This is a genomic window from Halorussus limi (assembly GCF_023238205.1).
In the GTDB taxonomy this organism is placed as follows: domain Archaea; phylum Halobacteriota; class Halobacteria; order Halobacteriales; family Haladaptataceae; genus Halorussus; species Halorussus limi.
In genome coordinates this window covers 1,526,091-1,552,343 of record NZ_CP096659.1, presented here as the reverse complement: position 1 = coordinate 1,552,343, position 26,253 = coordinate 1,526,091, and the positions used below count along the sequence as shown (strand labels likewise).

The following is a 26,253-nucleotide window of genomic DNA, read 5'->3' as shown; positions in this document are numbered from 1 at the left end:
AAACACCTATCTTGACAGTACGATACGATTTATCACGTGAGATTTTTCATATAAGGCGGCTCGCGGACGAGGGAGCGGTCGGAGTCGAATCGCCCGCTTCCGACCGTGTTTTCTGGCTCGAACCCCAAACGGGGAACGTGACTGACCGAAACTTCACTATCGACGGTGATTGGAACGCACTGTACGTCGACGGCGAGTGGGTCGACGCGGCCGACGGCGAGACCATCGCGGTCGAGAACCCCGCGACCCGCGAGCAGGTGACGGAGGTCCCGGCCGCGACCGTGGAGGACGTGGACCGCGCCTACGAGGCGGCCGCCGAGGCCCAAGACGCGTGGAGCGAGCGGTCAGTAGACGAGCGCGTCTCGGTAATCGAGGACGCCATCGAGACTCTGGACGACCGGCGCGACGACATCTTGGAGGCGCTGGCGGTCGAGTCCGGCAGCGCCAACGCGAAGGCGTTCGCCGAGTGGCAGACCGCACAGGGGATGTGCCACCACGCGAAGAGTCTGGCCGGGAAGATGGACGAGGTCGAAACCTCCGACTCGATGATTCCCGGCAAGGAAAACGAGGTCCGGCGGGTCCCCGAGGGCGTCGTGGGCGTCATCTCGCCGTGGAACTTCCCGTTCAACCTCTCGGTGCGGGCGGTCGCGCCCGCGCTGGCCACGGGCAACGCGGTGGTCCTCAAGCCCGCCTCCTCGACGCCGGTCACGGGCGGCCTGCTCATCGCGCGCATCTTCGAGGAGGCCGGCCTCCCCGACGGCGTGCTGAACGTCGTGACGGGCCACGGGTCGGACATCGGCGACCGCGTCGCGGGCCACCCCGAACTCGACGTGATGGCGTTCACCGGGTCGACCGAGGTCGGCCGGAACGTCGCGGCGCAGGCCGCCGAGAACCTCGCCATCCCGGCGATGGAACTCGGGGGCAACAACCCGTTCGTCGTGACCGAGGACGCCGACGTGGACGCCGCGGTCGATTCGGCGGTCTTCGGGTCGTTCCTCCATCAGGGCCAGATCTGCATCTCCATCAACCGCCACCTCGTTCACGAATCGCTCTACGACGAGTACGTCGAGCAGTTGGCCGAACGCGCCGAAAGCCTGCCCATCGGCGACCCGCGCGAGCGCGAGAACGTCGTCGGTCCCGTCATCGACGAGAGTCAGCGCGACCAGATTCTCGAATACGTCGAACAGACCGTCGAGCAGGGCGCGACCCTCGAAGCGGGCGGCGACCACGACGACCTCTACGTCGAACCGACGGTCCTCTCGGGCGCGACCAACGACATGGCCGCGGCCTGCAACGAACACTTCGGTCCCGTGGCACCCGTGATTCCCTTCTCGGACGAGGAGGAAGCCGTCGAACTCGCCAACGACACCGAACACGGTCTGGCGGCCGCGGTCCACGGCGGCGACCTCGACCGCGCGAAGGAAATCGCCGAGTCCATCGAGGCGGGCATGGTCCACATCAACGACCAACCGGTCAACGAGGAGCCGAACATCCCGTTCGGCGGCATGAAGGCCTCGGGCATCGGCCGGTACGACGGCGAGGAGATTCTCCACGAACTCACCCAGACGAAGTGGATTTCGACCCAGACCGAGAAGCGCGACTACCCGTTCTGAAGCGACCTTTTTATTGCGAACGGGGTCGCCGTCGGCGACCCGTTCGATAAAAAGCTCGACCAAAAGCACTGCGTCACCCCCTCAGCCTCCCCTCGCTTCGCTCGGCGAGGCCTCGAGGGATTCCTTGGCCCGCTCGCTCACGTCCGTTCGCTCGCGGTCAATGACTGATGCGAACCGCGACCGTACTGCCACTGCAACCAGTGATAGTTGAGTCGAGCAACCGAACTCTCGTCGTTGAGTCATGCATGTCGACAGTCCGACTCGGCGCGTTTCCGTGTCGGTCCACCGCGCGAGAGAGATGTATCTTCAGTGGAAATACAGTTGTGTCGGTCGTGTCAACGTGAAATATGAGCAAAACGAGTCAGTTGTACCGTCGCCTCGACGAGTGGACGCGGAACCTATCCCGAGTCGAGTACGCTTCTCTCGCTGGCCTCACGTCCACTGTGGCCGTGTTTATCGTTGGCGCGCTGTTCGGCGGTGAATTAGTGACAGTTCAGGCAGTCACGATGGGTCTTACGATGGCCGTCGTCTATTATCTCTTCAACCCCAACGAGCAGGAGTGACCAACGGATTCAGGACAGCGTTCGTCCGCTGTATTCGGACCGGGGCGATACGTCTCTTCGACGCGGTCGGTCGGCATCTTCAGATACAAATACCGCGCCCGAGACCACCCGCGTAATGACCTTCGACGCCGAACCGTTCACCGTCGCGGTCAAGGAGAGCGCGCGGGAGGCAAACGAACCCGCCCGCAGGCTGGCGACCATCGAGGGCGACCGCGTGGCGTTCGCCTCCGAGGCCGAGGCCCACCGCCGGGCCAGAGAACTCTCCGCCGAGGGCGAGTCGGCCGTCAAGGTCCAGCGCGCCGCTCCGCAGGACCCCGACGACGTGGACGGCTACCTCGTCGGGTGGCCCCAGCGCCGCCACCAGACGCCCGACGGGTCGCCGACCGAGGGGCTGACGTTCGACACCGAGGCCAACCAGTACGGCGCGCTGGGCGAGGCCGTCGTCTGCACGCCCGAGGTGAACCCGCCGCTGCTCACGCACTTCGCGCGAGTGGACGCCGACCTCGACGCGGACAGCGAGGTGCGCGTCGAACTCGACACCGACCCCGACCCGGTGGCGGTCCGGTCCGACCGGCGGTGGGAACCCGACTGCCGCGCGGTGGTTCGACTCGGCCCGGACCGCCCGGTCCTGACCGAGTACTTCTGCGAGGTCAAGTCCGGCGACGGGTCGTTCGAGCGGAGTCAGCGCGAGGCCATGCGGGCGAAGGCCCGGGAGGCGACCGTCCTCAAGATTCGCGTCGAGTTAGAGGAGTTGCCAGATAGCTACACCGCGTGGGTCCGGAAAGTCGCGCCCGAGGACGGCGATTCCGGCGAGCGAGCGTATCGGGTCAACGCGAGTCTCGACAGTTTCTGAGCGAAGGTCGGTCTGCCGTCGGTCCACCGTCTACCGGAGTTCACTCGACGCGGCGGACCGCCTCGTGGTCCACCTCGACAGCAACCTCGTTCCGGCGCATGAACGGCGGCGTCCACGGGTCGTCGTACTGGAGCAGGGTCGGACGCGTCCGGGGTTCGATGCCGCGAGCGTCGAGCGCATCGAGCAGCGACTCCCGGTGTTTCCGGACGCGGCCGTCGCTCGCGTACCACGAGAACCGCGTGACCGCGATCGTCCGGGGCGGTTCGACGGCCAGTCGGACCGCGGGGTTCGTCGGAATCGGCGCGTCGCCGGGGTCGTAGTCGGCCGGGAGGTAGAACGCCATCGTCACCTCGCCCTCGTCGCGGGTCGTGCGAACCGGCGCTGTCATCGAGATTGCCTCGCCGGCGGGGCGGTCGGACGGGGTCGCTGTCGAAATCGTCGTCCCCTTCGTCGCCACGGGCGCGGTCATCGAGACCTCCTCGCCGGTCTCGTTCTCGCCGGAGATGTACCGGAAGAGTCGGTCGAACGCGGCGTCCTCGTCGGGAGCGGTCGTCTCGGCGAGGACGAGTCGCGGGTAGCGCCGGAGTTCCACGCCGTCGAACTCCGCGACGGTGTCCGAGGGCACGCGCTCGGTCGTCCGGTCGACGTACGCTCCCCACCCGGCCCACGCCGCGAGGAGTCCGCCCGCGCCGGCGAGTAGTGCCTTGGTTCGAGTTCGCATAACGGGAGTAGGCCGCGCGGACTCAAAAGGTCACTCGCCGGCGTCGAACGGTCGCGGGCCTCGGACCCGCCGTCGGCCTCGCCCCGTGGCACTTCGACGTATTTTTAGGGAACGTCCTCTTTCTCACCCGTATGGCTGACTTTCAGGTCGTCGTCGCGGACCCCGACTCCGGGGCGACCTACCAGCGCGACGTGGACGGACAGGACGCGAACCGATTCCTCGGCAAATCCATCGGCGAGGAGGTCGACGGCGGCGCGGTCGGTCTCGACGGCTACACGGTCGAGATTACCGGCGGCTCCGACGACGCGGGGCGACCGATGCGCGGCGACGTCTCTGGCCCGAACCTCAAGGAGGTCCTCCTCGACGGCGGCGTCGGCTACAAGCCCTCGCGCGACGGCGAGCGCAAGCGCGTGACCGTCCGCGGCGGCGAAGTCAGCGAGGCCACCGCCCAACTCAACGTCAAGGTCAGCGAGTACGGCGAGGAGTCCGTCGAGGACCTCTTCGGCGAGGGCGGCGAGGAAGACGAAGACGACGAGTAACGACGGTCGCCGACCAGCACCGTTTTTGCGTTCACGCTCGAAACGCCACTCAGCACTCGCTATGGCCGACCGCATCTCCAGCGACCACTCCTCGCTCACGACCGTCCGCGCGACGCTCGTCCGGAGCGGCGGACTGGACCGCCCGAAAGTCGAGATTCCCGCCGACGCCGCCGACTCGTTCCCCGACGGCGAACTCGTCCGAATCGTCGCCGACGACACCGAGTACCGCGCCCGCATCGAGTCTCCGCTGACCGGCGACGGCCGCGAGATTCGGGGCCTCTACGAGTCGCCGACGCTCGCGCGCAACCCGGAGGACGGCGAGAACCACCTCTCGGCGTGGGTGGCGGACGCGAACGTCGAGTTCGACCAGTCGGTCCTCGTGGACGTCATCGAACCGGGGTTCAAGTACGGCCTGCGCGAACCCGGCGAACGCGCCTTCTACGAGGCCACCGAGTCGCCCGACGAGAGTCTGGCCGACATCGCGCAGGGACTGGACGAGTAGGCCGCCGCGCTCGACCGAACCTCCGCAGGCGAATCCTCTCAGTTGACCCCTTCCGGTCGTATATTTCCACGTGCGCAGACGGGAGTCTCCACATTCCACGGCACAGACGCGAGTCTCGCTGTCTTTCCCCGTGACAGTCAGCGCTCCGGTCGTCTCGGTGTTCGTCTCACGGAGCGCCGAAGTCGGGGCGCATCACCGCTCGCGTCACGTCTCGGAGTACCAAGATTTTTACCGCGTACCGTCGCGTTCGAAACCATGAGCGACGACGACGAGGAACACGACGAGTTGCGGGACGACGCCGGAGTACCCGCGGACGGCGAAGCGGACCTCGAAGCACTCGCCGAAGAGGACCCGGCCGCGGCGTTCGAGCAGGTGGGCGAACTCCCCGGCACCCACCTCCGGGCCGCGGAGTTCTGGGACGACATCGTCGGCGACATGGAGGCGACCGCCGACGAGTACGAGACCGAGGGCTGGGAGACGCTCCAACTCCACCCCGGCGACGTGACCGCGCTCGTTCCGGAAGAGGACGACGACCGGTTCGGCATCGACGTGTTGGTGCCCGACGACGAGTTCGCCGAACTCGAATCGCTGCTGGAGGGCGAGGTCTCGTTCGACAGTTACGAGGCGTTCCGAGCGATGGCCGACGGACTCGTGCTGTTCGTGGTCGCCATGGAGGACCCCGACGCCGAAGTCGCGGTCCTCTACCCCGCGTACTACGACGCCGAGAACGCTCGGGGGATGCTCGCGGCCGCCGAGCAGGCGGGCGAGATGCGGACCTACGTCCGGACGCTGACCAACGAGCAGGTCGAGTTCACCCACGAGGACCCCGAGAACTTCGCGCCCCAGGTCGACGGCGAGACCGACGAAGCGGCCGAGTCGAACTGAGAGCGCCGACGCCGGAACCGAGGCCAGAGCCGATTTCCGGCCGACGGAACAATACGGCCGGACGCCCCATTTTGGCGTCCGGATGACTGGCGCGGACATCGACTCGCCGACCGAGATTACCGATACCATCGAGCAACCCGACCGCGGACCTATCAGGAAGGCGTTCTTGAACTTCAAACGCTGGTTTCTCCTCGATGCGAACCGCTGGTTCGTCGTTGGCGTCCTCGCGGCCGGAACCTTCGGTTCGACCGTCCTCGTCGGGACGTTCGGCCCGGTGTCCGTCCGGCAGTTCCTCGCCGAGGGCGTCTCGCCCGCGACCGCGCTGGTGGAACTGCTCAAGACCATCGTCTCGGTCACGACCATCGTCCTCTCCATCAACCAACTCGCCCTGTCGCCCGGACTCGGCCCCGTGAGCGACCAGCGAGAGCGACTGGAGGACACGATGGAACTTCGCCAGCGGAGCGAGGGCCTGCTCGAAGCCACCGTGAGTCCGCTCTCGCCGGGGCAGTTTCTGGACGACCTCGTGTCCGCACTCCACGACCGCGCCCAGACGCTGGAGACGGACGTGACCGGCGGTCCCGAACTGGAGTCCGACGTGACCGACGTCGCCCGGCGACTCGTCGCGGACACCGAGGGCGTGAACGCGGAACTGCGCGGCACCAAGTTCGGCGACTTCGAGGCGGTCGCCGCGGTCATGGACTTCGACACGTCGGACAAGATACGGCAACTGCGTCGGATTCGCAAGGAGTACGGCGAGCAACTGGACGACGACGAGACCGAGTCGCTCGAGGAGATGGTCGACGCGCTCGAACTGTTCGTCACCGCCCGGGGCTACCTCAAGACGACCTACATCCGCACGGAGTTCATCAACTTCTCGCGGGCGCTGCTGTTCATCGGTCTGCCGTCGCTTCTGATAGCCTTCTGGGCCTCGCAGATGTACGACCCCAACGTCTTCCCCGGCCAGACGCTCGGCGTCGAGAACCGGCTCTGGTTCGTCAGTATCGCCGCGACGACCGCGCTCGTCCCGTTTCTGACGCTCATCTCGTACATCTCGCGGCTGGCGACCGTCTCCCAATCGACGCTGTTCATCGGTCCCTTCGTCGCCGGGAGCGAACAGCACGAGGAGTAGTACGGGGACGGTGGGGTTCGGTTCAGTCGTCGCCTTCCGCGGTGTCGACCGTGTCGGCCTCCGAGGCCTCCATCTCGTGGCCGCAGTGGGGACACTCCAGTTCGTCGTGGCGCAACTCCTCGCTGGCCGACCGGACCTCGCGCATGACGCCCGAGATGCGGTCTTCGGCCTCCAACTCCTCCTCGACCGCGAGGTCGACGCCCTCGACTTCGAGCAGGAACTTGGCGACCTCAGTCACCTCGTACATCATGTCGTCTAACTCCTCGGCGGTGAAGAACCCCGACATCGCGCCGTAGAGGAACGTCGCGCCCGCCTGCCGGACCTTCCCCTCGAACGACGACCGGGCCTGATTGACCGCCTGCGGGGTGTAGGTGTCGGTCATGAACGGGACGAGTTCGGGGAGGTTCTCGCCGATTTTGGTCATCTCGACCCCGGTCTCGGTCCGGAAGTCGGCGCAGAGTCGGGCGATGGCCCACTCGCGGGCCGTGATGTAGGTCCGGTCGCGCAGGAACTCGTTGACTCGGTCGTACTGCGCGCCGTCCACCTTCTTGAATCGCTCGTACTTGCGCACGTCCGACGGAACGTCGGCGTCTTCGCCGGGGTTTTCGTCGGTCGGAGCGCCCGCTTCGCTCTCGGGGTCTTCCCCGGTGGCGTCGTCTTCCTCAGTCGTAGCGTCTGCGTCGGCGATATCTCCGTCGTCGGTGGCGTCGCCTTCCTCAGTCGTAGCGTCTATCTCGGCAGCGTCGCGTTCGTCGGTGGCGTCGTCGGCCTCGGTCGCGCCGTCTGACTCGGCGACATCTTCGTTCGTCTCGGCGACTGCATCGCCGACCGGTTCGGTCTCCTCGCGGGCGTCGGTCGGCGAGTCGGCGGACTGGTCGGCGTCCTGCTTGTCGTTCTCGGACGGACGCAGTGGGTCGTCTGCCATGAATCTGGGTAGCGGTGGGAGGTGGAAAAGCGTATCGTCTGGCGGGATTGGCGCGCTCCGCGAGGGGCGAGCGTCCTCCCGACGGCGGACTCGCTCGCGTCTCGGGGCCACCAGTAACTGTTTTGACGCAGGGGGCGATTGGGAGAGGTATGAACGTTCTGCTCGGAATCGGCGGAAGCGACGATTCGCTTCGTGCGCTCGAAGAGACCGTAGGCCGCGCGCAGGCCGCCGGTGACGACCTCACCGTAGCCATCCTCGAAAACCCCGAGAGCGACCGCGAGACCGGGGACATCGAGACGCGAGTGTTCGAGACGCTGGAGACGGCGGAGTTCGCGGCCGAGGTCCGGCACGTCTCGGGCGACCCCGGGAGCCAACTCGTGGACCTCGCCGAGCGCGAGGGGTTCGACCAGATAGTCCTCGGGGGCGGCCAGCGCAGTCCGATGGGGAAGATAAAACTGGGCCACATCGCGGAGTTCGTCCTCCTGAACTCCCCGGTCAGCGTCAAGCTGGTACGATGAGTCCGGGCGAGCGAGACTATCCCGACGGCGAGGCCGAGTCGTTCCCCGAACCGCCGGTGTCGTTGGAGGACAAGGAGGGCAGACCAATCGAGATTCGGCCCTACGAGGACGGCGACTTCGACGCGGTCGTGGAGATGTACGCCGACTTCGACCCCGCCGACCGCGCACAGGGCATCCCGCCCGCCACCGAGTCGCGGGTCCGCGACTGGTTGGAGAACCTGCTCGACGGCCTGAACGTCGTCGCGTGGCACGACGACCGGGCGGTCGGCCACGCCACGCTCGTGCCCGACGAGGACGCCTCTGAACTCGCCATCTTCGTCCATCAGGACTACCAGCGCGCCGGCATCGGGTCGACGCTCATCCGGGCGCTGCTCGGCTACGGACAGGCCGAAGGCGTCGAGAAGGTCTGGCTGACGGTAGAGCGCTGGAACCACGCCGCGGTGAACCTCTACGAGTCGGTCGGCTTCGAGACCAACGGCACCGAGAGCTTCGAGATAGAGATGGTCTTGCGACTGTGAGACGACCGTTTGCTTCGCTCGCGGCATGAACGCCGCTCGCGGTAGAAGACCTCAGACCGACAGCACGGGCTGGCTCGCGTACAGCAGCACGTACTCCGCGGCCTTCTCCAGCACCTCGCCGGGTTCGCCGCTCAGAGGTTCGCGCGGAATCACGATGAAGTCGGCGTCGATGTCCTCGGCGGTGTCGAGGACCGCGCTTCCGGGGTGCTGAGTCTTTCTGGTGGTCGAGAAGCCGTAGGCGTTCGAAGTCGAGAGGTCGACGTCGTACTCCGCGGCGAGGTCCCGGACTTGGTCCATGAACGTCTCGGTGTCCGAGAGAACCTCCTCCTCGTCGACGGCCCCGCGTTCGATGCCCCGGACGAGTTCCTCGCCGATGACGTACATCGCGTGGACTGAGGCGTCGTACTGCTCGGCGACGGCGGCGGCGTACTCGACGGCCTCGACCGACTCGTCGCTTCCGTCGACGGGGACGAGGACGGTCTCGACTTCGAGCGGCGGCTCGGTCATGTCTCTACGTGGACGGGCATCGGGCAAAAATCCTCGCTTCGAGCGCTCGGCGTCGCGACCGACTCGTCGGTGCTTCGGTCCGCTCGGCACGACCTCTCGCGGTGGGCGCGTCGCCCACGACGTGCCCGCACGTGCCGACCGAAGGAAACAAATTCATTGCTATACGGAATATGTTCTGTCTCGTAACACTCCTATATATTGTTCTCCAGTCGATTTGTCGACGGTCGCCGGTGCACCGGTCCGCGGTCACGCTCGCGCCGGATTCGGCGATTCCAAACGTTCAAACCCGACGCCGACCAACCCCGGGCCAGTGACCGCAAGCGATTCGTGGCGCGAGGTGTTCGGCCACGCCGACCCGTACGACGAGCAGGTCGACGGCATCGAGACCGCCATCGACACCGCCGAGGAGGGCGGGTTCGCGGTGGTCGAGGGTGCCTGCGGGACCGGCAAGACCATGCTGGCGCTGACCGCGGGCATCGACCTCGTCCGCGACCCCCAGAGCGACTACGAGCGCGTGGTCGTCCTCACCAGCGTCAAACAACAGCTCCGCCAGTTCGAGGAGGACCTCCGGACAATCAACGCGAACCTGCCGACCGACTGGGACCCGGTGACGACTCTGACCCTCGTCGGGAAGGCCGACGTCTGCCCGTACAACCGCGAGAACGCGGGCGGCATCGACGACGGGAACGTCTACGAGCGGTGCGAGTCGCTCCGGGAAGACACCCGCGCGATTACCGGCGAGGGCGGCGCGACCACCGCGGGGAACCTCGTCTCGCGCGCCCGGAGCCAGCAGACCGGACTGGCCGACTCGGGAGCGCAGGGCCGGGCCGCGGCGAGCTATCTGGAGACCGCCGGCGAACCGACGCCCTACCCGCCGGAGATGCCCGAGTACGACGACGTGGAGTACTGTCCGTTCTACGCCCGGTTCCTCGAAGACGTGCCCGAGGACGGCGACGCCGTGGAGGCGGTCCCCTTCGACTTCGACGGCATGGGACTCATCGACCCCGAGGAGTTGGTCTCGCTGTCGGTCCAGCACGGCACCTGTCCCCACTCGATGATGGGCGCGATACTGCCCCACGCGGAGGTCGTCGTCGGGAACTACTACCACGCGTTCGACCCCGTGACGACCGGCGGATTCACGGGCGCCCTGCTCGATTCGTCCACCTTCGTCGTCTGCGACGAGGCCCACATGCTCGAACCCCGCGTCAGGGACCTCGTGAGCGACGCGGTGGGCGACAAGACCCTCCGGGACGCCGAGTCGGAACTCACGCGGGTCATCCAGCCCCTCAAATTCGACGGCGACAAGGAGACTCACACCGCCGCCGACGCCGACCTCGTCCGCGGCGAACTCGAAGACAGCGACGTGAGCCTCTCGGACCTCGAAGCGACCCGCGACTTCTTCCGAGAGTTGCGCGAGGAGTTGGACCGCCGGGTCACGGCCCACCTCGAACGCGAACACCGCGGCTGGAAGTCGAACCTCCACGACCTGCCCGACGACGAGATTCCGCTCCGGGACCCCACCGAACCACAGCAGGACGAGATTTCCGCGTGGGCCGAGTCGGAGGGATACCACGACGGTATCTGGGTCAAGGCCGAGGCGGTCGGCGCAGTCGTCGCACGCATCCTGAACGAGGCCGAAGACGACGAGAAGGAGCGGGCGGCCCCGGCCGCGGGTCGGGTCCTCGGCGAGTGGTACCGCAACGACCACGAGCGCTACTTCCGGGAAATCGAACTCGAACGCACGTGGAACGAGAAGGAACCCGACACCTCGTGGCGGCGCGCGTACAACGCCAGCCTCGCCATGCAGAACTGCGTGCCCAGCGACGCCATCGGCGAGCGACTCGCGGAGTTCGGCGGCGGCGTCCTGATGAGCGCGACCCTCGAACCCATCGACGTGTTCGAGGAGGTGACGGGGCTGAACCACATAGCAGGCGAGGCGCAAAGCGCCTCGAAGAACGCGAGTAGCGCGGAGCGAAGCTCCGCGGACAGTCGAGCGGCAACGCCGCGAGACGACGGTGACGAACCGCGAGCGGCCGAGGAGGGCCGCCCGGTCGAGGAGCGGACCTACGGCCTCAACTTCCCGGCGGAGAACCGCGAGAGCTTCGCGGTGGACGTTCCGAAGTTCACCTACGACAATCGGGGTGCGCCGGGCGAGGAGACCCAAGCCCGGCGGATGTACGCCGACGCGCTCCGCGACGTGGCGCGCGAGACGCCCGGAAACGTCCTCGTCGGGATGCCCAACTACGCCGAGGCGGAGTGGGCCGCCGAGACCCTCCGCGAGAATCCGCGGGTCGAGAAGCCGGTCCTGCTGGACGAGAGCAGCGCCGACGACGCGACGGAGGACCTGAAAGCCGAGTTCTTCGGGGGCGAGTCGAAGGTCCTCGTGACCAGCCTCCGGGGCACCCTCACCGAGGGCGTCGATTACGAGGGCGACAAACTCAGCGCCGCGGTTGTCTGTGGCGTCCCCATCATCAACACCGCCAGCCCCCGGACGAAAGCGGTCCAGACAGCCTACGACCGCGCGTTCGGCGACGGCTTCGAGTACGCGCTGACCGTCCCCGCGGTGCGGAAGGCCCGCCAAGCCCTCGGCCGCGTGATTCGCGGTCCGGAGGAGGTCGGCGTCCGCGTCCTCGTGGACTCCCGGTACGCCCGCGACTCGTGGGACAGCGTCCGGACGTACTTCCCGGAAACCGAGCGCAAGGAGTTCCAACCGGTGAGTCCGGACATGCTGTCGCTCGGCCTGGAGCGGTTCTGGCGCGGGCACGAGTAGGGAAGTGCGGTCTTCTTTCACTCCGGCGTTCGGGGTGAACGTGCAAGTTCGCCCCCGCGGACCCTCCGGATTCAGTAGCAGTCGGGACGACGAGTTGAAGTGCAAACCGAGCAGTACGACCATTAGCTCTCCGAGAGCCCCTTCGAATAGTGCCGAGAAAACCAGAAGTAGAGGCCCGAGAGTATCCAGCCGATACCGACCCAAACGAAGGCGTCAGCTCCGAAGTACACGTCTGTCTGCGGGCCAGTTAGGCCCTGATACAGCGATAAAACTCCCAACCCGAGGAACGCGAGTGCGCCGAACCTATCGAGGAAGGCGGAGACTCGTTCCGGAGTGAGCCAGTCGAGCGGAGCCATTCCCACACCTACGGACAGTTCTTTGACGGATAAGTCTACGCTCCGCATCGAGCAATCGGTGGGGAGGTCGCTCGCCGAGCGGAGTTCGACCCGTCCAGTTTCACTTTCACCGCGCCCATGGCTCGCGTTTAACCCTCCGAGACGCCTATTCTCCCATCCGACCCTACGGGAGGCACCCCAGATGAACACACGAGCCACCCCCACCGACGAAACCCGCGACCGAATCGAGACCTACGCGCGGACCGACAGCGACGGCGAGTCGGAACTCGTCTTCTACAACCCCGACGCGCCCCACGAGTGGATAAACGCCGCGCGGTCGAACACCGTCGAACTGGAGGACTGGCGATGAGCGCGGGACCCGCCACCGGCGAAGACGGCGAGCGAACGCCTTCGGAGGGCGGCGAGCGCACCGCTCCCGAGAACAGCGAGGAGCGGTATCTCGTCAGTCCGACCGCGACGGGGAAGAAGCGCCACCGGCCCGACGAGACCGGCGACGAACCCGCGTGCCGGGCGTTCCTCCAGCGAGACGACGCCGAGTGGCGGAGACTCTCTGCCCGCCAGACCGTCTTCTACGACGACTGCACGAACTGCTTCCCGCGCGAGTAGGTCATCGCTCCCGCTCCTCGAGGACCTCTCGCTCTCGGCCGTCCCCCGAAACCACGTGGGCGTCCTCCGGGGCGAACCCGACCCGCAGGCGCTCGTCGGTCGGCCGCTCGGCGGTCCGCAGGGTCACGTCCCTCCCCTCCCAGTCGAGGTGCGCGCGGAACGACTCGCCGAGGAACTCGACGGTCTCGACGGTCGCCTCGAACCCGTTCTCGCTCGGCCCGCGGACCAGTTTCTCCGGGCGGACGCAGAAGACGACTTCGCTCCCCGCGGGCGCGTCGACCGGGAGGTGGAACGTCGCGGGGCCGACGCGGACCGCACCGGTCGGGGCGTCTCCCCCGCGCCCCGCCGCCCCGTCGGCGACCGCCTCCCCCGCGAAGACGTTGTTCTCCCCGAGGAACTCCGCGACGAAGCGGGTGTCGGGTTCGCGGTAGACCGCCTCGGGCGCGCCGACCTGTTCGACCCGACCGTCGTTCATGACGGCCACCCTGTCGCTCACCGCGAGCGCCTCCTCCTGGTCGTGGGTGACGTAGACCGTCGTGATTCCGAGTTCGGACTGAATTCGCTTGACCTGCGTCCGGAGGTCCTGCCGGAGTCGCGCGTCGAGCGCGCTCATCGGTTCGTCGAGCAGGAGAACGTCCGGACCGGGCGCGAGAGCCCGCGCCAACGCGACGCGCTGGCGCTGGCCGCCCGACAACTCGTCGGGGTCGCGCTCTTCGAACCCCGGTAAATCGACGAGTTCGAGCAGTTCAGCGACGCGCTCGTCGTTCGACCGACCGCCGGGCGCGTCCCGGAATCGAAGCCCGTAGGCGACGTTCTCGCCGACCGTCATGTGCGGAAACAGCGCGTAGTTCTGGAAGACGATGCCCGCGTCGCGGTCCTCCGGGGGCACGCCCGCCATCTCGCGGTCGCCGAACCGGACCGACCCCGAGTCGGGCGACTCGAACCCGGCGATGGCTCGCAGAGTCGTGGTCTTACCGCATCCCGAGGGGCCGACCAGCGTGAAGAACTCGCCGTCCGCCACGTCGAGGGTCACGTCGCGGAGCGCGTCCACGCCGTCGAAGGACTTCGAGAGGTGTTCGAGATGCAACTCGGTCATGCCTCCCATCGACCCCCGAGCCTATCGACCACGACGAAGCTCAGACTCGTCACGACGAGCAGGACGGTCCCCATCGCTGTCGCGGGACCGAGCGTCCGGTTGCCGATGTAGCGCTCGACGGCGACTGGCATCGTGTAACTACTGCTTCCGGTCGCCAAAATCACCGTCGAATCGAACTCGCCGATGCTGATGGCGAACGCGAACGCGGCCCCGGCCGCGACGCCCGAGGCCACCAGCGGGAGTTCCACGTCGAGCAGCGCCCGGACGCGAGTCGCGCCGAGCGCGCGGGCCGACTCCACGACCGAGCGGTCCACGCCGCCGAGCAGGGGCGCGACGTTCCGGACCACGAAGGGGTAGGCCGCGACGCCGTGGGCCGCGACGATGGCGACCGGTCCCGTCACCTGCAGGCGGTGGCCCCAGAGTTCGACCCCGAAGACGAGGCCCCGGAGCATCCCGAGACCGACGACGACGCCGCTGACCGCGAGGGGTGCCATCGCGGCCACGTCGGCGAGTCGGCCCGCCCTGCCGCCGCGCGAGGTGAGCACCGAGACGGTCACGCCCATCGGGAGCGCGACGAGCAGGGTGGCGACTCCGAACAGCAGGGAGTTGCGGACCGCGACCCCCGGCTTGGTCTGGAACGAGGCGCCCTCGACCTGCCGCTGGACCAGAAACTCGTAGTACCGGAGCGTGAACCCGGAGGGGCCGGTCACGCTCTCGGCGACCATGGTGGCGATGGGACCGACGAAGACCACCGCGACCATGGCGGCGTACGCGAAGACCCCGACGCGTTCGAACGCGGCGAGCGGCGACGGGGAGTCGGGGAGCAGGCGTTTTCTGGGCGGCGGGTTCGCGGCCCGACCGCCGCCGGATTGTCGGGCCTCGTACCGGAGGTAGGCGTAGGTCAGCGCGAGCGAGACGGCGGTCTCGGCGACCGCGAGCGTGGCGGCTTCCGCGTACTCCAACTCCTGCACCAGCGAGTAGACCCACACCTCGACCGTGGCGAGTTGGAACCCGCCGAGCGCGAGGACGATGGGGAACGACATGAACGTGAAGACGAACGTCAGGAGCGCGCCGGTCAGAACCGCGGGCAGGAGTTGCGGCGCCAGCACGTCCCTGAACGCGCGCCACGGGTTCGCGCCGAGCGACCGGGCGGTCTCGACCATCCGAGCGTCCACGCTCTCCCACGCCGCGGTCGTGACGCGGGCGACCAGCGGCGCGTTGTAGAAGGCGTGGGCGACCACGATGGCTTCGAGGGTGAAAAGCAGGTTCACGGGCCCGAGACCGAAGAGCGCGAGCAGGTCGTTCAGCGGGCCGTTCGTCCCGAAGAAGGCGACGAAGCCGATGGCGACCATGATGGAGGGCATCACGAACGGGAGGATGGTCAGCGACCGGAGCGTCCGCCTGCCGGGGAACTCGTAGCGCGAGAGGACGTAGGCGCCCGGCAGGCCGAGCAGGACGCTCGCGACCGTCGAGAGCAGCGCCTGAAACGCCGTGAAGCCGAACAGGCCCAGCGGCGACTCCGCGGCGACTTCCGCGACCGCGCCGAAGTCGCCGCCGAGAATCGGGGCGAGGACGCCGAAGTAGAAGGGGTCGGTGAGGACGCCGCGGACGACCGCGCCGGTCCACTCGCCGCCGACCCGGACCGCGTCGGCGAAGACCGTGAGGACCGGGTAGTAGAAGACGACCGCGAGGACGATTGCAGTCGCGACTCCGAGGATGGAGATGGCGTGGCGTTCGACCCACCGGGCGGGCGCGGGGCGGTCGGTGCGGGCGTCGCGTCGGGCCGCGTCGCCCTCGCCGCCGACCTCCTCGCCTCGGGTCACGGGTCGGTTACTGACCGCCCGCTATCTCGCGCGCCCACGAGTCGACCCACGAGTCGAGGTTGCCCTGTAGTTCCTCGTAGGTGAACGTGACCGGGTTCTTCGGCGTCTTGGCGTACTTCTGGAACTCCTCGCTGAGGGGCGCCCAGTCGGTCGCCGGGAACTGGACGTTGAGTTGGGCGATCTTCTTCTGGGCGCGCTTCGACAGCAGGAAGTCCATGAACGCCGCGGCGAGTTCGGGGTTGTCGGTGTCGGCGAACTTCGCCATCCCCTCGGGGTTGGCGTACCCTTGGTCGTTGAGGAAGCCGACCTGATGCTTCGTCAGGTCCTTGTTCTGGCGGTTGGCGTACACCTGGTCGGTCGAGTAGGAGACGACCATCGGGGCCTCGCCGTTCTCGTAGGCGGTGTAGGCGTCGCTCCACGACCCCAGAATCTTGACCCCGTTGTTCTTCAACTTCGTCCAGTAGTCGAGGTACCGGTCCTCGCCGACGGTGTTGACCGTCCACAGCAGGAAGGCCCGGCCCGTGGCGGCGGTCTTGGCGTTCTGGACGATGAGGTCGCCCGCGTACCGGTCCTTCAGTAGGTCTCGGAACGTCTCGGGGGGCTTCTCGACGCCGCTCTCGTCGTAGACGAGGCTGATGTACCCGGTGTCGTAGGGAATCGCGCGCTGTTGGGGGTCGAACTTGAGACCGTCCTTGACGTGGCCGTAGTGGGAGAGTCGGTCGGCCATCGGCGCGAACAGCGACCGGTCGCCGAGTTTCTCGTCGATGCGGATGAGGTGGTCCACGTTCAGGCCGACGTACACGTCGGTCGAGATGTCCACGCCCTGCGCGGCCCGTTGGATGTAGTAGTTGAGTTCGTTCTCGGGCGTCTCGTACTTCACCGTCACGTCGGGGTGGCGCTTCTCGAACTCGTTTTTGAGCCACGCGCCCGGCGACGAACTCGGCGCGTCCACGAACGAACTGTACGTGGCGACCTTGAGCGTGCCGCTGAGACCCGTCTCGGTGGTCGTCTCGGTCTCCTCGGTGGTCTCGGTCGCAGTCGCCTCGGTCGTCGTGGTCTCGTCGGTAGTCGTCTCCTGTCCGCCGTTCCCGCCGCCCGTACAACCGGCGAGACCGACGACAGTGGCGGTTCCGCCGTGTTTCAGCAGCGTCCGTCGTTTCATTACCGAGTGGTTACATCCGGTGATACTTAACTGGCCGGATGTGGAACCGTCGCGGTTCGTCGGCCGACCTCCCGGAGAGCGCCGCCGGGGCGACAGCCGAAACGTTTTCGTACGCGGGTTCGATGTGGCGGGTATGTCTACGTCGCGCGAGTGGGTGCTGGCGAGCGTGCTGGCGCTGTTGGGCCTGCTCGCGGCCGCGGTGCTGTTCGACGTACTGAGCACCGTCTTCTTCGCCATCACGGTCGCCTACGTCCTCGTGCCCCTCCACGAGCGGTTCGTCCGGCGCGGGGTGCCGTCGTGGTGGGCCAGCGCGGCCGCGACCGCCGTCGCGTTCGTGAGCGTCCTCCTCTTCTTCCTGTCGTTCGGCTTCCTCCTCTACCGGCGGCGCGGCGAGTTGGTCCGGTTCCTGCTCGACCTCCCCGAGAGCGTCACCTTCGAACTGCTCGGGGCGGCGTACACCGTGGACGCCGGCGTCGTGATAGAGGTCACGCGCGAGTACCTCGGCGTCGTGGCGCTCGGTCTCGCCCGCCTCGCGCCGGTCCTCGCGCTCAAGGGCACGCTGTTCGCGCTGCTGGTGTTTGCCCTGCTGGTCAACCGCGGGCAGGCACGCCGCGCGCTCCTCGCACCGGTTCCGCCGGCCTACCGCGACGTCGCCGCCGCGTTCCACGAGCGCACGCGGGACACGCTCTACGCCATCTACGTCCTGCAAGCCGCGACGGCCGTAGCGACCTTCCTCGTCGCGCTCCCTGTCTTCTACGCCCTCGACTACCAGTTCGTCTTCACGCTCGCGCTCGTCGCCGGATTCCTCCAGTTTCTCCCAATCGTCGGTCCGTCGTTTCTGGTCGCCCTGCTGGCCGCCTACCGCCTGACCGCGAACGAGGTGGTCGCCGCGGTGCTCGTCTTCGTAGTGGGCGGCGTGGTCGTCGGTTGGTTGCCCGACGCGGTCATCCGGACGCGACTCGCCCGAGAGACGGCCGACCTGCCGGGGAGCCTCTACTTCATCGGGTTCACGGGCGGCCTGCTCAGTCTCGGTCCCATCGGGTTCATCGCCGGACCGCTAGTCGTCGCGCTCCTCGCGGAGGCCAGCGAGTTGCTGGCCGCCGAGGTCAACGGCCACGGGTGAGGCGGTCGGCGGTGTGACGTTCCAGCGGTGAGGTGTTCCGACGGTCAGTCTGTCCAACGGTGAGGCGGTCCTGCGGTGGGTCGTCGTCGAACGGCGGCGACCGGACATCCGGTCGCGTTTCGGGCTTTCACGGGGTCGGCCAGCACGCTCTTGAAACAGTTTCTCGAATGACGAGACGGATTTTCGAAGATGAACTACAACAGACTCGTATCGGTCGGTCTCGTGCTCTGTCTGCTCGGAGGGGGACTGGCCGGAGTGACCGGTGCGGACTCGCTTTCGGCGGAGTCCCAGACGACGGGAGCGACCGAGCGACCGACGGAGAGCGCCGTCGCACCGCAGGCGGACGGCGTGACGAACGCGCTCCAACAGGGCGGACAGGTGAACGTGAGCGGACTCAACGTCTCGGCGGTCGAGGCGGTCGAAACCGCTCAGAACAGGACCGACGGGAAGGCGGTCGTCGTGGGACTCGCGACGCAGAACGGCACGCCCGTGTTCAACGTGTCGGTCCTCGCGGAGAACCGGAGCGTCTCGCAGGTCACGGTCGACGCGACCGACCGGAGCGTCCTCGGTGTTCGTCGCAACATCACGGTCGTCGACCGGCAGTTCCTCGGCGGCGAGGCGTTCGACTACGCCGAGTTGCGGACCGTGGACGAGGCAATTCGGCTAGTCCGGAACGAGACGAACGGCACGGTGGTCAACGCAGGAATCAGGCGGGGCGAACTCGTCTACGGAGTCGGGCTACGGACCCCCGACGGGAGACAGACGCAGGCGCTCGTGGCGGCGACGAACGGGACGCTGCTCGGACTCCAGACGAGAAACGCGACCACCACGACCACGCAGTCCGGCGCCTGACCTCGCTCGGGGTCCCGGCGACGACGCTCAGTCGTAGATGAATCGGGTCAGCGCCCACAGCAGGACGACGAGCGCGACCCACAGCACGCCACTGCCGACGCCGACCGCGAGCAGTCCGTCGGTGCCCAACAGGCCGGCGGCGACCCAGACGGCCATCCCGGCGACCGCGAGGCCGTTGATGGTCTTCCCGCCGACCGGGACGCCCGCCCGCCGGACGGTCTGGACCGCGCCGACCGCGCCGAGGGCCAGCGCCCCGCCGTAGAGGACGAGACCGAGGAGACCACCGAGCGTCGCGAGGACCGACAACTGCGAGACGAGACCGCCCTCGCCGTTCGCCGAGAGCGTGGTGGTCGGGTTCGCGGACCGCTCGGCGGCCGTCGTCGCGGCCGGGTCGGTCATCGCGGCTTCAGCAGTTGTGGGGGTCGCGCTCCGATTCCGAACGGCGACCGTCGCGGTGGCGGGGTCGGCGCTCTCTACGCCCAGTTCGTTTGCCACGACCAGCGAGACGGTGTAGTTGCCAGTCTCGCCGAAGGAGGCGGTCGCGGTCGGGGACGACGGCGTCTCCGCGGTCGGTCCCGTGACGTTCTGCCTCGGGGCAACTGCGAAGCGGTAGGTCTCGACCCGACCGTCGCCGTCGCTCGATTCGCGGCCCGAAAGGACGACGCGCTCGCCGACCGCCGCGGGGTTCGGCGAGGCGGTGACGTTCGCCACCGGCCGATGGTACCGAGGTCCGTGGGGCGAGGCGGCAGAGGGGACGAAATCGACCCACCCGCGCCGGGTCACGACTCGGTCGCCGGTGCCCTCGGGGTGAATCGAGGCGTGGGTCGGCCCGGACTCGGCGCCCCAGTAGTTGCGCTCGGCGACCACCGTCCGGGTCGCGTTGACGAACAGTCTCGCGGTCGTGTTGGCGTCCACCAGCGTGCTGACGTTCACGGTCATCCCGCGGTCGTGGCCGTACACGTCGTTGCCCCGGACGACGACCCGCTGGCGGCTCTCGTCGCTCTTCCGAAGCACGACGCCCGTGGGGATGTCCGCCGAGAGCGCCCGAACCGTGAGCGCGGCGTCGCCGCCCTCCCAGACGTGGGCCGCCTCGTTCGGCCGGAGGACCACGGTGTAGGTGTCGGGCGAGCGGCGGTCGAGCATTCGCCCGACCTGACGGTCGTCGACGAGTTCTCGGAGCGGTTCGGTGACCTCGCCGGTCCGGAAGATGGCGCCCGCCTCGCCCTCCTCGACCACGATTCCGGTCCCCGGCCGATAGCCGTCCGTCCGGACCGGCGCGCCGAGACCGTAGGTGTTGTAGACGACCGTGTTGTTCAGGATTCGGGCGCCGAACGCGCCGGCGACCCGGATGCCGTAGGCGTTCGCAGCCACGAGGTTCCGGGACAACTCGACCGCTCCGGCGTGGGTCAGACTGTTGTTCACGTTCAGGCCGACGCCCGCGTTGTCGAGGACGCGGTTGTCCGTGACCGACACGTCGTGGACGACCAGTTCCGTCCGAACGGAGAGGCCGTCGCCGCGGTTCCGGGCGACGGTGTTGTTCCGGACCGCCGAGCGGACGAACCGGCCGGCGAGCAAGCGCGCCCCGGCGGCGTCGTTGTCCTCGATTACGTTGTCCCGGACCGCGGTTCCGGTGAGGACGTTCGCCTCGACGGAGAGGCCGGCGTTCCCGTTCCCCGAAATCTCGTTCCCGCGAACGGTGACTCCTTCGAGTCGCGTCGACGGTGCGACCACCGAGAGACCCCGGCCCGCGTTGTCCGCGAGTTCGTTGTCGGCGAGCGTCATCGAGAGGTGCTGAGAGTAGTGTTCCGCGCGGTGGCGGACGCGCACTCCGGTCGTACTGTCGGTGACGACGTTCGAGACGACCCGAATCCGGTCGGCGTTCTCGTTGCGGGCGTAGAGGCCGACGCCCGCGTCCGCGCCGGCGATTCGGTTCCGGCGAACCGTCAGGTCCGAAAGCCGCCGCCCGGCGATTCGGACGCCGTCGGCCTCGCGGCCGATTTCCGCGAGGCGGTTCCCGCGGACGGTGACCGAATCGACCCGCCGCCCGCGGAGCGCGATTCCCGACCCGCGGGTGTCCGAGAACGAGTTGCCGGTGATTCGAAACTCACGGGCGACGTCGGCCGCGACGAACACGCCCTGTTCGCCCGTGGAGTCGAACGTCGACCCCGTGACGGAGAAGTCGCTCGCGCGACTCGGCGGCGAGTCGAGCGCCGACTGCTCGCCGGACGACCGGAGGTCGAAGGAGAGGACGGTGGTCGCGGTCTGGGCGACGCCGTTCGTCCGGAGGTCGACTTCGACCGGATACGTCCCGTAGGTCCGCGGGTTCTCCACGCCCTCGTACGCGACGCGGACCGTCGCGTCGGCGGGAACCGTGACCGTCCGACGGAGTCGTATCTCGTAGCTGTTCGACCGGTCGACGACGGTCTTCACGAGGGGCAACAGGTTCCAGTCCACGCTGCCGTTGCCGTCGAGGTCGAGTCCGAACTTGCGAATCGAACTCCGGTCGACCTCGCCGACGCCGCCGTGGCCGCGGTAGGCGACCCGGAAGGCGTCCATCGTCGTGTCGGCACCGAGCGCGAGCGCGAGTTGGTGTTCGGTCCGGTTGCCGGGAGAACTCGAGTTCGACGTGACGCGCGACTCGCCGACCGCGCCGACGCCGGGCGTGACGGCGATACCCCGCTCGCCGATGTCGGTGAACGTCGAGTCCTCGACGGTCAGTTTCGGCGTCCCGGTCCCGTTCACCACCCGGATTCCGTCCCGACTGGCGTTTCTGACGGTGACGCCGGTAACGTCGATTCGGCCGGCCGAACTGCCGACCGTGAGCGCGTTCGTCGCGTTTTCGAGCGTCGCGTGTGCGAGCGAGAGGTGCGAGCGCGGCCCGCCCTCGTACCGAATCGAGGCCCAGCGAACGGCGTCGGGTGCCTGCGGCGCGGTCGCGACGGTAATCGGGTCGCTCTCGGTTCCCTCGGCGGTGAGGTTGCCCTCGACCGTAATCCGGATGCCCGCCGCGGGTTGGACGGTGGTTCCGGGTTCCACCGTGAGCGTCGCGCCCGCCTCGACGGTCACGTCCGCCGCGATTCGGTAGGGGCCGTCGGCGGCGTTCCACGTCGTGTCCTCGGTGATGTCGCTCTCGACGTAGGTCAGGTCGGCGGCACCGGCCGACGCGTCACTGGTCGATGCGTCACCGACCGACGCGTCGCCGGCCGATGCCGCGTCCGCCGCGAGTCCGGCCGTCGCGGGGGCTACAGCCGAGAGCGCCAGAACAGAGACCAACAGCAGGGCGAGCGTCCGAGGTGGCGCGCGGTTCACACCGACAGTTCAGAGATGAAACCCATAAATCATACCGTTCGTGACCTGTTGGTCCGAGCGGATGTGTGGCGCGTCGGAGACGCGAGCGGTTACGACTCCGTCTCTATGGGGCCGCCGACCGACTCCCAGTCGGTCAGACTGCCCTCGTAGAAGGCGACGTTCTCGTAGCCGAGCGACGAGAGGACGACGTAGGTGTGGCTGATTCGCCGGGCCGTGTTGCAGTAGAGGACCACGCGCTTGTCGGGCGTGATGTCGTGAGCGTCCAAAATCGACTCCAACTCGTCGCGGGGTTTCAGCCCGCGGGTCTCGTCGTCGACGAGTTCGCGCCAGTCGAGGTTGACCGCGCCGGGGAGGTGGCCCTCCTCGAACTCCCAGTCGTCGCGGGTGTCCACGAGGACGCTGTCGGGGTCGTCTATCGCCGCTTCGACCTCCTCGCGGCCCACGAACGGAGAGTGTTCCGGGTCGCGGACCTCGTACGTCGTCGGGTCCGGGTCGGGCGCGTCGCCGGACGTCTCGTGTTCGCGCATCCACGAACTGTAGTCGCCGTCGAGCAGGTGGAGGTCGGTGTGGCCGTAGGCTTCGGCGGTCACGAGGAACCGCGCGGCGAAGACGCCGTGGGTGTCGTCGTAGGCGACCACGGTGTCGTCGGCCGAGACGCCCGCCTCGCCCATCAGGTCGGCCCACGTCTCCGCGCCCGGAAGGGTCCCGGCGTCTCGCGGGTCCGAGCCACTCCGTTCCGCGCTTTCGCTCTCGCCCTCCTCGTCGCGGAACGAATCGAAGGGGACGTTGACCGCGCCGGGAACGTGGCCGATGCCGTCGTACTCCCACGACTCGCGCACGTCCACGACCGTCACCTCGTCGAGGCGCTCGGCGAGCCAGTCGGCGCTGACTACGACGTTCTCGTTCATCGGGCGGGGGTAGAACGGCCGCCGCTAAATGTCTCGGGTTCCGGCCGGCGATTCGCCCGGTCTCACAGCTACCGGCGAGATAATCCGCTTCTCGGGAAGCGAGACATGTCGGCCCCGACCGGTCAGGGACCAGCGAGGCGGCTATCGGCAATACTCTCCGGAACGGGGGACAGATGGCGTTACCTACCGTAAGTAAAGAGGATATAACGCGAGGTCGTGTAGACCTAGATGGTTATGAGCGATTCAGAGTACGCGAACGACGTCCTCGTCACGGCCGACTGGGTGGCCGACCACCTCGACGAGTTCCAGAGCGACGACCCCGAGTACCGACTCGTGGAGGTAGACGTGGACACCGAGGCCTACGACGAGGCCCACGCGCCGGGCGCAATCGGCTTCAACTGGGAGACCCAGTTGCAGGACCAGACCCAGCGCGACATCCTCGAGAAGGGCGACTTCGAGGACCTGCTGGGCTCTCACGGCATCACCGAGGACTCCACCGTGGTCCTCTACGGCGACAACTCCAACTGGTTCGCGGCCTACGCCTACTGGCAGTTCAAGTACTACGGCCACGACGACGTGCGCCTGCTCGACGGCGGCCGCGAGTACTGGGTCGAGAACGACTACGAGACCACCGACGAGACGCCCGACTTCTCCGAACAGAGCTACGACGCCGCGGGTCCCCGCGAGTCCATCCGGGCCTACCGCGACGACGTGGAGAAGGCCATCGACCGCGGCGTTCCCCTCGTGGACGTCCGGTCGCCCGAGGAGTACAGCGGCGAGGTCCTCGCCCCGCCGGGACTCCAGGAGACCGCCCAGCGCGGCGGCCACATCCCGGGCGCGAAGAATATCTCGTGGGCGGCCGTCACTAACGAGGACGGCACGTTCAAGACCCGCGACGAACTCGAAGACCTCTACGCCGAGGAAGGCATCGACGGCGAGGGCACCACGGTCGCGTACTGCCGCATCGGCGAGCGCTCGTCGGTCGCGTGGTTCGCGCTCCACGAACTGCTCGGCTACGACGACACCGTCAACTACGACGGGTCGTGGACCGAGTGGGGCAACCTCGTGGACGCGCCCATCGAGACCGGCAGTGGAGAATAGCGGCCGAGCGTGCCGGCAGGCCGCGAGGCAACGTATTCACCACTGACGCTAGCAGTGGAGAATAGCGGCCCTATCCCGGAGTAAGACGACGCGCCGCTAACCGCTTATTTCTTCCAAATTTCAACTATTCAGTCTCGTGACCTCGGTGTAAACCTACGCACGTCCAATCACCGGTATTATGAATATTTATCAATAGAAGAGGAATCTGATACAATACGATGCGGAAAACACTACTGACAGTCAGTCTGTTCGCCCTTCTCGTTCTGTCGGGGTGTGCCGGTTCGCTGACCGGAACTACCGATTCGAGAGCGTCAGTCCCCCTCGAAGAGGTGACTTTCCCGGAAGGGACGAACGAATCCGGAATCGAAAATCGGCAGACAGTCGTCAACAATCACGATGACTTTCTCGCTGACAAGAACTACGAGGCAACGTTCGAGATTCGAAGGGACCGAGGCGAAAACACTACCGTCATTCGTTCGGTCACGGAGAGCAATCTCGATACGAGACAGCTCAGAGTTCGTATGGAACGAGGAGATGGGACCACGCCCGCACTCTTTGTCAACGAAACGACCGTGTTTCGGAAACAAGACATGAGCGGGACATCCTCGTTGTACCTCGTCAAACCTCGGAAGGAAGTCGGTTTCAACGACACGCGCCACCGAGAGTGGCACCGGGAAAACACGTGGTCCAACGACACCGCTTCCATCTTGCCGACTTCCGCGACAGAACTCTTTCGGACGGTGAACTACACGGAAACAGAAGCCTACCGCCGAGACGGCCGAACGTTCATCGAGTATCGATTCCACCAAGATAACTACACTTGGTTCCCGGTAGACGCGACGAACTTCACCAGTATCGCGGTAATCGACGAGCGAGGCCTCATTCATCGAATCACCCACCGATACACCCTGTCGAAAGGGAACAAGACGGTGAGAGTTCGCCGAGAGTACCGAGTCAAAGTGGGTAGCAATGTGACGGTGGAACGGCCGGACTGGCTCGGGGAAGCATACGAGCAGTCGAAGGGCAGGTCGTAGAGAAGGCGTCCGCAAGTCCTCCTTCCGCCTCTTAGAGCAGTCCGAGTCGCCGACGACGGGCGGGGCATCTCGGACGACGAGGTAGCGGTACCGACCGGCGACCGCAGTCTACGCAACTCGACCACGGCAGCGGGTTCGGTCGGCCGATTCGATTTCTCGCCGCAGACGCTACTTACAAGCGACTGGTTTCCGTATGCCCGAGCATGAACCCGGAGGAATTCCTCGACACCGTCCGCGACGACAACGAGACCGCGCTCTCGCGACTCGGGTCCTCGAAGTCGCTCTACGCCGAGACCGAGGGCGAGATGGAACCCGAGACCGTGTTTCGCGCCGCCGCGGAGGCCGAGTACGCCGCCAGCGAGACGTTCCAGCAGTGGGCCGACGACGGGAACGCCGCCGAGGCGGTCCGCGAGACGTTCGCCGACTTCGCCGAGCAGGAACGCGACCACTACGAGCAGGTCGTCGGCAAGTTGGACGGCGACCACGAACCGAGCGAGGTGCCCGCCATCCACGAATACCTGCGCGGCCTCGACGGCGACGCCGCCCGCGTCGGCGGGTTCTTGGGTCGGACGCTCGCCAGCGAGAAGTCCAAGGAGCAGATGGTCGGCTTCTTCGTCGGGCAGGCCGACCCGCAGACCGCCCAACTGTTTCGGGACTTGGGCGACGACCTGGACGGACAACTGGAGCGCGGAAGAGAGCTTCTGGAGTCGGTCTGCGAGAGCGACGAGGACTGGGACGCCGCGCTGGAGGCCGCCGCCGGCGCGATTCAGGCGGCTTACGAGGAGTACACCGAGACGCTGGAAGGGATGGGCGTGAATCCGAAACCGGTCTGTTAACCGG

General features: G+C 67.3%; 26 protein-coding genes. 17 read left to right on the top strand and 9 right to left on the bottom strand.

Going from position 1 to position 26,253, the window contains the following annotated elements:
* The first annotated feature begins 137 nt into the window (after positions 1-137).
* The 3 genes from M0R89_RS07970 to M0R89_RS07960 all read left to right on the top strand — a co-directional run bounded on the left by M0R89_RS07970 (position 138) and on the right by M0R89_RS07960 (position 3,029).
* Entirely contained in the window at positions 138-1,613 is a 1,476-nt protein-coding gene (locus M0R89_RS07970; protein WP_248652022.1) for an aldehyde dehydrogenase family protein, read from the top strand.
* A gap of 347 nt (positions 1,614-1,960) precedes the next feature.
* Entirely contained in the window at positions 1,961-2,176 is a 216-nt protein-coding gene (locus tag M0R89_RS07965; protein WP_248652021.1) for a hypothetical protein, read from the top strand.
* A 115-nt stretch (positions 2,177-2,291) separates the two neighbouring features.
* Positions 2,292-3,029: a DUF8081 domain-containing protein gene (locus M0R89_RS07960; RefSeq protein WP_248652020.1), complete on the top strand. Its 738-nt coding sequence runs from the start codon at positions 2,292-2,294 to the stop codon at positions 3,027-3,029.
* 40 nt (positions 3,030-3,069) lie between these two features.
* On the opposite strand, the gene M0R89_RS07955 is transcribed toward M0R89_RS07960, so the two are convergent.
* Positions 3,070-3,750, bottom strand: coding sequence for an SOUL family heme-binding protein (locus tag M0R89_RS07955; RefSeq protein WP_248652019.1), 681 nt, complete (start codon positions 3,748-3,750; stop codon positions 3,070-3,072).
* Between the two features lie 131 nt (positions 3,751-3,881).
* Between M0R89_RS07955 and M0R89_RS07950 the strand changes: the two genes are divergently transcribed.
* The 4 genes from M0R89_RS07950 (at position 3,882) to M0R89_RS07935 (ending at position 6,805) form a co-directional block, all read left to right on the top strand.
* Positions 3,882-4,289, top strand: a complete 408-nt coding sequence (locus M0R89_RS07950) for a 30S ribosomal protein S6e (RefSeq protein ID WP_248652018.1) — start codon at positions 3,882-3,884, stop codon at positions 4,287-4,289.
* 61 nt (positions 4,290-4,350) lie between these two features.
* On the top strand, positions 4,351-4,791 hold the full coding sequence (locus tag M0R89_RS07945; protein ID WP_248652017.1) for a DUF7112 family protein: 441 nt from the start codon (positions 4,351-4,353) through the stop codon (positions 4,789-4,791).
* Positions 4,792-5,046: 255 nt separating this feature from the next.
* Positions 5,047-5,676 carry a DUF7529 family protein gene (locus M0R89_RS07940; protein WP_248652016.1) on the top strand — a complete coding sequence of 210 codons (630 nt, stop codon included), beginning with the start codon at positions 5,047-5,049 and terminating at the stop codon, positions 5,674-5,676.
* Positions 5,677-5,758: 82 nt separating this feature from the next.
* Positions 5,759-6,805: a DUF7972 family membrane protein gene (locus tag M0R89_RS07935; protein WP_248652015.1), complete on the top strand. Its 1,047-nt coding sequence runs from the start codon at positions 5,759-5,761 to the stop codon at positions 6,803-6,805.
* 22 nt (positions 6,806-6,827) lie between these two features.
* Here M0R89_RS07935 and M0R89_RS07930 read toward each other — a convergent pair whose 3' ends face one another.
* Positions 6,828-7,730 carry a DUF5806 family protein gene (locus tag M0R89_RS07930; protein ID WP_248652014.1) on the bottom strand — a complete coding sequence of 301 codons (903 nt, stop codon included), beginning with the start codon at positions 7,728-7,730 and terminating at the stop codon, positions 6,828-6,830.
* A gap of 149 nt (positions 7,731-7,879) precedes the next feature.
* Here M0R89_RS07930 and M0R89_RS07925 point away from each other — a divergent pair, with 149 nt between their 5' ends.
* Together M0R89_RS07925 and M0R89_RS07920 are read left to right on the top strand one after the other, a co-directional pair.
* A complete protein-coding gene (locus M0R89_RS07925) occupies positions 7,880-8,248 on the top strand; it encodes a universal stress protein (RefSeq protein ID WP_248652013.1) in 369 nt (122 codons plus the stop codon).
* Positions 8,245-8,766 (top strand): GNAT family N-acetyltransferase, encoded by a 522-nt coding sequence (locus M0R89_RS07920; RefSeq protein ID WP_248652012.1) that lies wholly within the window; start codon positions 8,245-8,247, stop codon positions 8,764-8,766. The genes M0R89_RS07925 and M0R89_RS07920 overlap by 4 nt, the downstream gene beginning before the upstream one ends.
* 51 nt (positions 8,767-8,817) lie before the next feature.
* Here M0R89_RS07920 and M0R89_RS07915 read toward each other — a convergent pair whose 3' ends face one another.
* Positions 8,818-9,273, bottom strand: a complete 456-nt coding sequence (locus M0R89_RS07915) for a universal stress protein (protein ID WP_248652011.1) — start codon at positions 9,271-9,273, stop codon at positions 8,818-8,820.
* Between the two features lie 310 nt (positions 9,274-9,583).
* On the opposite strand from M0R89_RS07915, the gene M0R89_RS07910 reads away from it, so the two are divergent.
* Positions 9,584-12,043: an ATP-dependent DNA helicase gene (locus M0R89_RS07910; RefSeq protein ID WP_248652010.1), complete on the top strand. Its 2,460-nt coding sequence runs from the start codon at positions 9,584-9,586 to the stop codon at positions 12,041-12,043.
* A 122-nt stretch (positions 12,044-12,165) separates the two neighbouring features.
* Here M0R89_RS07910 and M0R89_RS07905 read toward each other — a convergent pair whose 3' ends face one another.
* On the bottom strand, positions 12,166-12,399 hold the full coding sequence (locus M0R89_RS07905; RefSeq protein ID WP_248652009.1) for a hypothetical protein: 234 nt from the start codon (positions 12,397-12,399) through the stop codon (positions 12,166-12,168).
* Between the two features lie 181 nt (positions 12,400-12,580).
* Here M0R89_RS07905 and M0R89_RS07900 point away from each other — a divergent pair, with 181 nt between their 5' ends.
* Together M0R89_RS07900 and M0R89_RS07895 are read left to right on the top strand one after the other, a co-directional pair.
* Positions 12,581-12,748: a hypothetical protein gene (locus tag M0R89_RS07900; protein WP_248652008.1), complete on the top strand. Its 168-nt coding sequence runs from the start codon at positions 12,581-12,583 to the stop codon at positions 12,746-12,748.
* The gene (locus M0R89_RS07895; RefSeq protein ID WP_248652007.1) at positions 12,745-13,005 is read left to right on the top strand and encodes a hypothetical protein; all 261 of its coding nucleotides are present in this window, start codon (positions 12,745-12,747) and stop codon (positions 13,003-13,005) included. The genes M0R89_RS07900 and M0R89_RS07895 overlap by 4 nt, the downstream gene beginning before the upstream one ends.
* A 1-nt stretch (position 13,006) precedes the next feature.
* Here the strand turns inward: M0R89_RS07895 and M0R89_RS07890 are convergent, their stop codons facing one another.
* Genes M0R89_RS07890 through M0R89_RS07880 form a run of 3 tightly spaced genes read right to left on the bottom strand, consistent with a single transcriptional unit; the run spans position 13,007 to position 17,086 of the window.
* Complete coding sequence (locus M0R89_RS07890) at positions 13,007-14,101, bottom strand: ABC transporter ATP-binding protein (RefSeq protein ID WP_248652006.1); 1,095 nt, start codon at positions 14,099-14,101, stop codon at positions 13,007-13,009.
* Positions 14,098-15,924, bottom strand: a complete 1,827-nt coding sequence (locus M0R89_RS07885; RefSeq protein ID WP_438267679.1) for an ABC transporter permease — start codon at positions 15,922-15,924, stop codon at positions 14,098-14,100. The genes M0R89_RS07890 and M0R89_RS07885 overlap by 4 nt, the downstream gene beginning before the upstream one ends.
* A gap of 7 nt (positions 15,925-15,931) precedes the next feature.
* Entirely contained in the window at positions 15,932-17,086 is a 1,155-nt protein-coding gene (locus M0R89_RS07880; RefSeq protein ID WP_248652005.1) for a thiamine ABC transporter substrate-binding protein, read from the bottom strand.
* Between the two features lie 133 nt (positions 17,087-17,219).
* Here M0R89_RS07880 and M0R89_RS07875 point away from each other — a divergent pair, with 133 nt between their 5' ends.
* Together M0R89_RS07875 and M0R89_RS07870 are read left to right on the top strand one after the other, a co-directional pair.
* Positions 17,220-18,209 carry an AI-2E family transporter gene (locus M0R89_RS07875; RefSeq protein WP_248652004.1) on the top strand — a complete coding sequence of 330 codons (990 nt, stop codon included), beginning with the start codon at positions 17,220-17,222 and terminating at the stop codon, positions 18,207-18,209.
* A 189-nt stretch (positions 18,210-18,398) separates the two neighbouring features.
* Positions 18,399-19,061 carry a PepSY domain-containing protein gene (locus tag M0R89_RS07870; protein ID WP_248652003.1) on the top strand — a complete coding sequence of 221 codons (663 nt, stop codon included), beginning with the start codon at positions 18,399-18,401 and terminating at the stop codon, positions 19,059-19,061.
* A gap of 27 nt (positions 19,062-19,088) precedes the next feature.
* Here M0R89_RS07870 and M0R89_RS07865 read toward each other — a convergent pair whose 3' ends face one another.
* Both M0R89_RS07865 and M0R89_RS07860 read right to left on the bottom strand, forming a co-directional pair.
* Entirely contained in the window at positions 19,089-22,370 is a 3,282-nt protein-coding gene (locus M0R89_RS07865; RefSeq protein WP_248652002.1) for a right-handed parallel beta-helix repeat-containing protein, read from the bottom strand.
* A gap of 89 nt (positions 22,371-22,459) precedes the next feature.
* On the bottom strand, positions 22,460-23,278 hold the full coding sequence (locus M0R89_RS07860) for a sulfurtransferase (protein ID WP_248652001.1): 819 nt from the start codon (positions 23,276-23,278) through the stop codon (positions 22,460-22,462).
* Positions 23,279-23,512: 234 nt separating this feature from the next.
* Between M0R89_RS07860 and M0R89_RS07855 the strand changes: the two genes are divergently transcribed.
* From M0R89_RS07855 to M0R89_RS07845, 3 genes are all read left to right on the top strand, one after another.
* On the top strand, positions 23,513-24,379 hold the full coding sequence (locus tag M0R89_RS07855) for a sulfurtransferase (protein WP_248652000.1): 867 nt from the start codon (positions 23,513-23,515) through the stop codon (positions 24,377-24,379).
* A 218-nt stretch (positions 24,380-24,597) separates the two neighbouring features.
* Complete coding sequence (locus M0R89_RS07850) at positions 24,598-25,413, top strand: DUF7537 family lipoprotein (protein ID WP_248651999.1); 816 nt, start codon at positions 24,598-24,600, stop codon at positions 25,411-25,413.
* Between the two features lie 203 nt (positions 25,414-25,616).
* Positions 25,617-26,249, top strand: a complete 633-nt coding sequence (locus M0R89_RS07845; protein ID WP_248651998.1) for a rubrerythrin family protein — start codon at positions 25,617-25,619, stop codon at positions 26,247-26,249.
* The last annotated feature ends 4 nt before the right edge of the window (positions 26,250-26,253 follow it).